At 36.8% G+C, this 8,750-nt stretch carries 8 protein-coding genes; all 8 read left to right on the top strand.

Translation table 11 applies throughout. The annotated features are described in order from the left end of the window. The first annotated feature begins 420 nt into the window (after nucleotides 1-420). The 8 genes from rpmE to tsaB all read left to right on the top strand — a co-directional run bounded on the left by rpmE (nucleotide 421) and on the right by tsaB (nucleotide 8,043). On the top strand, nucleotides 421-633 hold the full coding sequence (gene rpmE, locus ABZA26_RS03150) for a 50S ribosomal protein L31 (RefSeq protein WP_319370242.1): 213 nt from the start codon (nucleotides 421-423) through the stop codon (nucleotides 631-633). An 88-nt stretch (nucleotides 634-721) separates the two neighbouring features. After that, complete coding sequence (gene upp, locus ABZA26_RS03145; RefSeq protein ID WP_372713066.1) at nucleotides 722-1,348, top strand: uracil phosphoribosyltransferase; 627 nt, start codon at nucleotides 722-724, stop codon at nucleotides 1,346-1,348. 199 nt (nucleotides 1,349-1,547) lie between these two features. Next, entirely contained in the window at nucleotides 1,548-3,041 is a 1,494-nt protein-coding gene (gene malQ, locus ABZA26_RS03140) for a 4-alpha-glucanotransferase (RefSeq protein ID WP_372713065.1), read from the top strand. Nucleotides 3,042-3,066: 25 nt separating this feature from the next. Beyond that, on the top strand, nucleotides 3,067-5,448 hold the full coding sequence (locus tag ABZA26_RS03135; protein ID WP_372713064.1) for a glycogen/starch/alpha-glucan phosphorylase: 2,382 nt from the start codon (nucleotides 3,067-3,069) through the stop codon (nucleotides 5,446-5,448). Nucleotides 5,449-5,697: 249 nt separating this feature from the next. Beyond that, nucleotides 5,698-6,375, top strand: coding sequence for a CoA pyrophosphatase (locus ABZA26_RS03130; RefSeq protein ID WP_372713063.1), 678 nt, complete (start codon nucleotides 5,698-5,700; stop codon nucleotides 6,373-6,375). A 36-nt stretch (nucleotides 6,376-6,411) separates the two neighbouring features. Further along, nucleotides 6,412-6,882: a D-glycero-beta-D-manno-heptose 1-phosphate adenylyltransferase gene (gene rfaE2 / locus ABZA26_RS03125; protein WP_372713062.1), complete on the top strand. Its 471-nt coding sequence runs from the start codon at nucleotides 6,412-6,414 to the stop codon at nucleotides 6,880-6,882. Between the two features lie 17 nt (nucleotides 6,883-6,899). Beyond that, nucleotides 6,900-7,364 carry a tRNA (adenosine(37)-N6)-threonylcarbamoyltransferase complex ATPase subunit type 1 TsaE gene (gene tsaE / locus ABZA26_RS03120; protein WP_372713061.1) on the top strand — a complete coding sequence of 155 codons (465 nt, stop codon included), beginning with the start codon at nucleotides 6,900-6,902 and terminating at the stop codon, nucleotides 7,362-7,364. Then, a complete protein-coding gene (tsaB, locus tag ABZA26_RS03115) occupies nucleotides 7,345-8,043 on the top strand; it encodes a tRNA (adenosine(37)-N6)-threonylcarbamoyltransferase complex dimerization subunit type 1 TsaB (RefSeq protein ID WP_372713060.1) in 699 nt (232 codons plus the stop codon). Before tsaE ends, tsaB begins: the two co-directional genes overlap by 20 nt. The last annotated feature ends 707 nt before the right edge of the window (nucleotides 8,044-8,750 follow it).

The following is an 8,750-nucleotide window of genomic DNA, read 5'->3' as shown; positions in this document are numbered from 1 at the left end:
TTGATAAAATCAGCGTTAAGAATGACCGAAGTAAAATCCTTAGAAAAAATCGACTGTTTGAACGAAGTGAGTTTCGAATTTTTCTTGGATTTTCAAGGTTATTTAGCTGATTTTTCATAGCCTTGACCTTTTGGTTACTTTTCTGTCAAGAGAAAAGTGACACCATAGAAATTCAGTAATTTATTTTGAATTTCAAGTACTAATCATTAATTTTTAATTTACACAGATTTCTGTGAGAAACCAGGTCAAAAAAATTATATAAGTAGTTAACTTATTTTTTAATAGTATGTATTTGCCAATAAATGTAGGATTGATAAGTGTCAAGTAATTTGAGCTTACAAAAAAATATTGCAAAAGTTTGACATTTGTGATAGAATTTATTTCGAAATTAAGAAGTTTTTTAAGGAAGGTGAGAGGTCGATGAGAAAAGGAATTCATCCTAATTATCATGTAGTTACTGTTGATTGCACATGTGGAGAAAGATTTGAAACTAGATCAACTTTTTCAAAAGGTGATGAAATCAAAATAGCTGTATGTTCTAAGTGTCATCCATTCTACACTGGTAAAGCGAAGTTTATCGACGCTGCTGGTAGAGTAGACAAGTTCAACAAAAAGTACGGAATGAAAAAATAAAAACAGGACTAAGGTCCTGTTTTTTTGTGTGGACCGCCCAAAAAAAAATGAAATAAAAAAATATATAAGGTTTTAGGAGGTTAAACCAATGGCTATAGTAGAAGTAAATCATCCGCTGATTCAGCACAAATTAACTTTTTTGAGAAACAAAGACACAGACACAAAGACTTTTAGAGAAACTCTAAATGAGATAGCAGGTCTAATGACTTATGAAGCTACAAAAGAGCTAAAGTTAGAGGAAACTGAGGTAGAAACTCCCCTAATGAAGACAAAGGCGTATATTCTTCCAGATAAGGCAGTGGCAGTGGTTCCTATCCTTAGAGCTGGTCTTGGAATGGTAGACGGGATACTAGCCCTTGTTCCAACTGCAAAAGTAGGACATATAGGTGTGTACAGAAACGAAGAGACTCTGGAGCCTGTATACTACTACTGCAAACTTCCTACAGATATAAGTGAGAGAAAGGTAATCCTTGTAGACCCTATGCTTGCAACAGGAGGATCTGCAATTTATGCCATAGATTACCTCAAAGAAAACGGAGTAACAGACATAACTTTTATGTGTCTTGTAGCTGCACCTGAGGGACTTGCAAAGGTAATAAAAAAACATCCAGATGTAGATATATATGCTGCGAAGATAGACCAGGGACTAGATGAAAACGGATATATATATCCAGGTCTAGGAGACTGCGGAGACAGAATATTCGGAACTAAGTAAATAAAAATAATTCATACCCATTAAAATGCAAAGGATATTTCCTAAGGTATTTTGATGGGTATTTTTATTTGTGAAAAAGACATAATTATTTTTATTACAAAGAAAAAGTAGGAGGAAGCCCCTAAACTGCGTAGATAACTATTAGAAAAAATAGATAAAAATAGAATATAAATTTTACTACAGGGAAACAGGAGGGTGTATGGAATTTCAAAGAAGCAGCGGGATAATAATGCATATAAGCTCTCTTCACGGAAAATACGGTATAGGTGACCTGGGAAAACCGGCGTATGAATTTGTGGATTTTATGGCAGAAGCAGGTCAGAAACTCTGGCAGATTCTTCCCATGGGGCCTACAGGATACGGTGATTCTCCATACCAGTCTTTTTCGGCCTTTGCAGGGAATCATTATTTCATAGATATGGAGTCTCTTGTGGACAGGGGATTTCTCCAGAAAGACGACCTGGCTCCTCTGATAGAGGGGAATATAGAGGGAAGTATTGATTTTGGGCTGATACACAGGGAAAAGATGAGGCTTTTGAGAAAGGCCTATGACAAGTACCTTCAGATGGATCAGTTGCAAGATATGGAAGAGTTTAAAAAAAAATCGGAATACTGGATAGAAGATTACTGCCTTTTCATGGCCCTAAAGAAAAACTTTGACTATACACAGTGGCAAAAGTGGCCTAAAGATTACAGGTACAAGAAAAGAGCCATTATAAAAGAGACAGAGATGGATCTTTGCTACGAGATGGAGTTTCAGCTTTTTCTCCAGTATATTTTCTATGAACAGTGGGAGAATCTCAAAAGTTATGCCAAATCTAAAAATGTAAAAATCATAGGTGATATACCTATTTTTGTGGCTTCTGACAGTGCAGACTCGTGGGCCAATAGCAAAATGTTTCTTTTTAATAAGTATAAAAAACCAACCAAACTATCCGGAGCTCCGCCTGATATGTTTAGCAAAGACGGTCAATACTGGGGAAATCCTTTGTATGACTGGGAATATATGGAAAAAACAGGATACAGATGGTGGTTAGAGAGAGTAAAGAGCTCTTTTAGGATGTATGATACTATAAGGATAGACCACTTCAGAGGTTTTGAATCATTCTGGACAGTGAGATACGGCAGAAAAACCGCAAGAAAAGGCCGTTGGGAAAAGGGACCTGGAATGAAGCTTTTTGGGAGAATAAACAGGACTTTGGGGGATCTGCCTATAATAGCAGAAGATCTGGGCTTTCTTACTCCCAAGGTGAGAAAACTTCTGAAGGACAGCGGATATCCGGGAATGAAAATACTGGAGTTCGCCTTTGATAAAAATGAGGAAAATGAGTATCTCCCTCACAGATACCCCGAAAATTGTGTTGCTTATACCGGGACACATGACAATGACACAGTTGTTGGATGGTATAGGGGATTGGATAATTTTCATAAGGGGATCTGTGACAGATATCTGAAAAAAATGCCTGAAGCAGAGTCAGAGGAGATAAACTGGAAATGTATAGAGGCTATATGGAGCTCTAAAGCGATGATGTCAATAACCCAGATGCAGGATATAATAGGTCTCGGAAGTGAGGCAAGAATGAATTTTCCTGCAACTTCATGGGGAAACTGGAAATGGAGAATGAAAAAAGAGGACTTGAAAGAAGAGACGGCTCTGAGGCTAAAAAAAATAACTGAAAAATACAACAGATAAATGTTTTGAGTATAGGGGGTAAAAAATGTATTTAGATAGAGAGGAAATTATAGATGGGATAAAAAGATACCTGAAAGTGGACTGTGGGAAATCTCTGGAAGATGCAGAGGATTTTCAGGTATATCAGGCTCTGGCCAAGACAGTAATGGAGGGTATAGCTGAAAACTGGGAAAAAACAACGGCAGAATACAGAAAGGGGAAACAGGCATTCTACCTTTCTGCTGAATTTTTGATGGGAAGGGCTCTCGGAAATAACCTCATGAATATAGGTATTCTGCAAGAGGTAAAGGATGTACTGAAAGAACTGGGGATAGATTATAACCATATAGAAGAGGCAGAAGATGATGCCGGACTTGGGAACGGAGGACTTGGTAGACTGGCAGCATGTTTCATGGATTCCCTGGCAACTCTCAATCTTCCCGGACAAGGATATGGGATAAGATATAAAAACGGTATTTTCAGGCAGCAATTTGAAGAGGGATTTCAGAAAGAGTATCCGGAAACATGGCTAAAATACGGGGACCCGTGGTCTGTGAAAAAATCAAGTGAAGAGGTCATTGTAGAGTTTGGGGATCAAAAGGTGAGAGCTGTTCCTTATGATTCTCCAATACTGGGATATGGTACTGATAATGTGAATACCCTGAGGCTGTGGGAATCTACGCCTATCAATGATTTGGATCTGGACGCCTTTAATTCCCAGGATTATGAAGAGGCTGTGAAAGAAAAAAATATGGCTGAAAATATATCCAGGATACTTTACCCCAATGACACCACCAACGAGGGGAAAAAACTGAGGCTGAAGCAGCAGTATTTTTTTGCATCGGCTTCGCTACAGGATATACTGAGAAACTTTAAAAAGACACACGGAAAAGATTTCGAAAAACTTCTAGATTATGCAGCAATACAGCTAAATGATACCCATCCTGTAGTTGCCATACCTGAAATGATGAGGCTACTCTATGATGTGGAAGGTATAAGCTGGACAAGGGCATGGAACATAGTGGAGAAGTTGTTTTCCTATACTAACCATACGATTTTAAAAGAGGCTCTGGAGAAATGGTGGATAGAATTATATAAAGAGGTACTTCCCAGAATTTATGATATAACATACAGAATACATATCGAACTTCTGCAGTCTCTGGAAAAAGAGTATCCTGAAGACAGAAAAAAGCACGAAAAAATGTCTGTGATTCAGGGAGACCTCATTCATATGGCCTGGATGGCCATTTACGGGTCTAAAACCATAAACGGAGTGGCGGAACTCCATACAGATCTCCTCAAAAATCAAGAGCTGAAGGAGTGGTATAAACTTTATCCTGAAAAATTTCAGAATAAAACCAACGGGATAACCCAGAGGAGATGGCTTCTTTTTTCAAATGAAGAGCTTTCCGGTTTTATCACTGACCTCATAGGAGACGGCTGGGTAACTGATCTTTCTCAGCTAAAAAAACTTGAACAATATAAAGACGATGAAAAGATATTAAACAGATTTCTTGAAATAAAAAAATTGAAAAAAACAGAACTTTCAAATCATTTGAAAGAGGTTCATGGAATAGAGATAGACACAGAATCTATTTTTGACGTGCAGGTAAAGAGACTTCATGAATACAAGAGACAGCTTCTGAATATTTTTCACATAATGGACCTTTATAATAAGATAAAGGAGAATCCAAAGATGGATATTTATCCTGTGACATATATTTTTGGTGCCAAGGCGGCTCCGGGATACTTTAGAGCTAAGGGAATAATAAAACTAATAAATGAAGTGGGTAAAGCTGTAAATAACGATCCTCTGGTAAGGGGAAGAATAAAGATAGCTTTTGTGGAAAATTACAGGGTTTCTCTGGCTGAGAAGATATTCCCGGCGGCAGATGTCTCGGAACAGATATCCACTGCAGGTAAAGAGGCATCAGGAACCGGAAACATGAAATTTATGCTAAACGGTGCTCTCACCCTGGGAACATTGGACGGAGCCAATGTGGAGATAGTCCAGGAGGCAGGTGCTGAAAACAGCTATATCTTCGGTATGAAAGTAGAAGATATAAATGAAATGAAGAAAAACGGGTATGACCCATCAAAAGAGTATGAATCTGTAGAGGGTCTGAAAAAAGTCCTAGACAGTCTCGTAGACGGAACCTATAGCGACGGCGGGACAGGAATGTTTCAGGAGCTATATGATTCTATCCTCAAGGGAGCCAGCTGGCATAAACCTGACCAGTACTTTGTGCTGAAAGATTTTGATGAGTACAGAAAGGTACAAAAGATGGTAAATATAGATTACAGAAACAGGAAGGAATGGGCAAAGAAAGCCTGGATGAATATAGCCAATGCAGGGAAGTTCTCTTCTGACAGGACTATCTCGCAGTACGCAAGTGAGATATGGGGTATAGAGGCTAAAAAAATATAGTGGATTTTAATTAAGACAGACAGGGGGCTTCTCCCTGTCTGTCTTAATCTTAAAGGTGAATGCTAGATAGATTTTATTATGAATAAAAAATAAAGGAATGAATATAAATTAAGTTATAAAAGAATGATTTGTTATTTAGAAAATTGATTTTTTTATTAAATCAGCAAGTAAAGAATTTATATGAAAAAATAAAAGTGAAATAGTTTTTAAAATAGTTTAATGTTATAATAAACTTCAGGAGGATTTACTATGGAATACAGTGATATCTTAAAAAAACTTGAATATAAAGAGAACCCAATTATATCCCGGGATAAATATTTCAATTCGGCTGTTATGGCAGTGATCTGCAAGATAGATGGAGAGGAATATTTTGTTCTTCAAAAGAGAGCTAAAAATATAAGACAGGGCGGAGAGATAAGCTTTCCCGGAGGGAAACATGAAGAGAGTGATATTAGTTTTTTAGAGACGGCAATAAGAGAAACTGAAGAAGAACTGGGAATCTCCCGAGAAAAGATAAAGGTTCTTGGTAAAATAGGAACCCTGATCATTCCTACTGGAGTCATCGTAGAATCTTATGCAGGGATAATCAATATAGATAATGTAGATGAGTTTGAAATCAATAAAGATGAGGTGGAAAGGCTTCTTTTTGTCCCTCTGAAATTTTTTATGGAAAATAAGCCCAGAACAGAGATGATAACCATAAAATTTCATCCTTATTACGAAGAAAACGGAGTTGTGAAAGAGTTTCCTGCAAAGGAACTGGGACTTCCAGAGAGGTACTTTAAGCCATGGGAAGGTAAACCGAGACAGGTATATGTTTACAGCTATGACGGAGAAGTTATCTGGGGCATCACTGCAGAGATAATAATAGAAGTAATAAATTTACTCAGAGAAATTGAAGTTGAGAAATCTTTTGGGATATTGTAAAATAACTAAATGATATATAAAGGGTGTGAATTTTTGGTGAAGAGAGTATTAGAAAGAGAAGAAGCGGCAGAATTGGTCTGCAGAATAAAAAAAGAGGGAAAGAAAGCTGTGTTTACAAACGGCTGTTTTGATATATTGCATGTGGGACATCTGAGATATCTTAATGAAGCTAAGGAACAGGGGGATATCCTCATAGTGGGAGTGAACTCAGATGAATCTGTAAGAAGGCTCAAAGGACCAACGAGACCTATAAATTCACAGGAGGACAGGGCAGAGATGCTCACCGGTCTGAAGGCCGTGGATTATGCAGTGGTTTTTACAGAGGATACTCCTGTGGAGATTATAGAGGAACTCAAGCCTTCCATCCATGTGAAGGGGGGAGACTACAAGAAAGAGGACCTTCCTGAGACAAAGGTAGTGGAAAGAAACGGGGGAGAGGTAAGAATTCTTACGCTTGTAGAAGGTAAATCAACCACCGGTGTAGTAAATAAAATAATGGATAAATAGCAGTAGAGGAGATAATGATGGAAAAAATACTTTCATTTGAAGAACTTGATAAACTGGCAGTGGATATGGCAGATTTTTCAAGGGAAAATGATGTGATAGCCCTTGTTGGGGACTTGGGGACAGGGAAAACCACCTTTGTAAAAACCCTTGCCAAAGAGCTGGGTATAGAGGAGAATATAAAAAGCCCGACTTTTAACTATGTCCTCGAACATCACGGAGGAAGACTTCCACTATACCATTTTGATGTGTACAGGCTTACTGACCCTGAAGAGGTATATGAAGTCGGGTATGAGGATTATCTCAATAACGGAGGCCTTGTGGTAATCGAGTGGGCAGATATTATAGAGAGTGAACTCCCTAAAGAGTATATAGAGATAAAACTGTATTATCACGATGATGAGAGCAGAAAAATATCTGTTAAATTTATAGGAGACTTAGATAGAGAAAGAGAGTTGTTTAAATATGTTGGCTTTAGCGATTGATACATCTACAAAGTCCGGGACAGTGGCTTTGTACCATATAGAAAAGGGCCTTGTGGCTGAATTGAATCTGAATGTAAACCTGAATCACTCTGATACTGTGATGAGTGCCATAGATGTACTTTTTGATCTTTCTGGAAATAGTATAAAGGATGTAGAAAGAATAGCAGTGAGTATAGGACCCGGATCTTTTACAGGTATAAGAGTAGGTGTAGGTACGGCCAAGGGTCTGGCCTATTCTCTGGGAGTACCTTTAGTGGGACTGAATGAACTAGATGTCATAGCAAATCTGGCACCTCACACAGATAAGAAAATACTTTCCCTTATAGATGCCAGAAAAGAGAGGGTTTATTATGCAGAGTACGGCTATGATGTCAAGAACGGACTAGAAAGAAAAAGCGAATATATGGACGGGGAACTGAGAGAGATACTAGAGGGATATAGGGGCGAAGAGCTATTGTTTCTAGGTGACGGGAGCATACATTACAGAGATCTGATAGAGAATATTATGGGTGATAAAGGTTTCTTTACAAGCAAATCTATGTCCCTTCCCAGAGCTTCTGTGATGGCAGAAATATGTTTTGATATTCCTGAAGATAATCTTTTTCAGTTAGAACCTTTTTATCTCAGTAAAACCCAGGCAGAAAGAAACAGAGAAAAAAATAAACAAGGTGTCAGTTAATATTTTTTTATAAAAAAAAGTTGACAACTGCTAAAAGTGGATATATACTATGAATATAAAAGTAACGAGGCATAAACGAAATAAATGTAAAGACAAAGTAAATGGCATCTTGTCAGAAAAAAGAAGAGTATTCTCTTTAATACCCTGAAAAGATATAAAGTCGTTTTACTTTCACTGAAATTCAGTTGAAAGTAGTACGACTTTTTTTGTATAAAAATTATTTTTAAATTAAAGGCTAATTCTTCCAATTCCAATAAAGAGATCTTATTCCTTCTGAAACCACTCGATAAAATTAACCTTTAAAAACTCTTGAATAATTCTCAACCTAGTAACACCAATATAAAATTCATTCTAAATTAAAGGTAAGTCATTCTGACCCCGATCAAAAAATCCTAATCCATTTCTAAAATTATTCCTTTCTAAATGACCTTTAAAATATAAACCAGAAGTTAATTTCACATGGATATTTACTTTATCAGCTTAGCTATAAAAACTCATTTTAAAATCAAGGAAAAAATCCAGTATATATACTAAAAATTATAACTTAATTAAATAGAGTTTTTAAGCAAATATTTTTTAAAAAATACAAAAATGAATCTAAATAAATTTTATAAAAATTTATTACTCCAGATAAATATTATCTTGGATAATCAAAATAATATTTATTTGAGGCCGTAAATTGGTAAAATCTATCGTTTATTTAATCT

This window comes from Ilyobacter sp., assembly GCF_041583315.1.
Lineage (GTDB): Bacteria > Fusobacteriota > Fusobacteriia > Fusobacteriales > Fusobacteriaceae > Ilyobacter.
The sequence above is the reverse complement of the archived record's forward strand: the minus strand, read 5'-3'. Positions and strand labels throughout refer to the sequence as shown.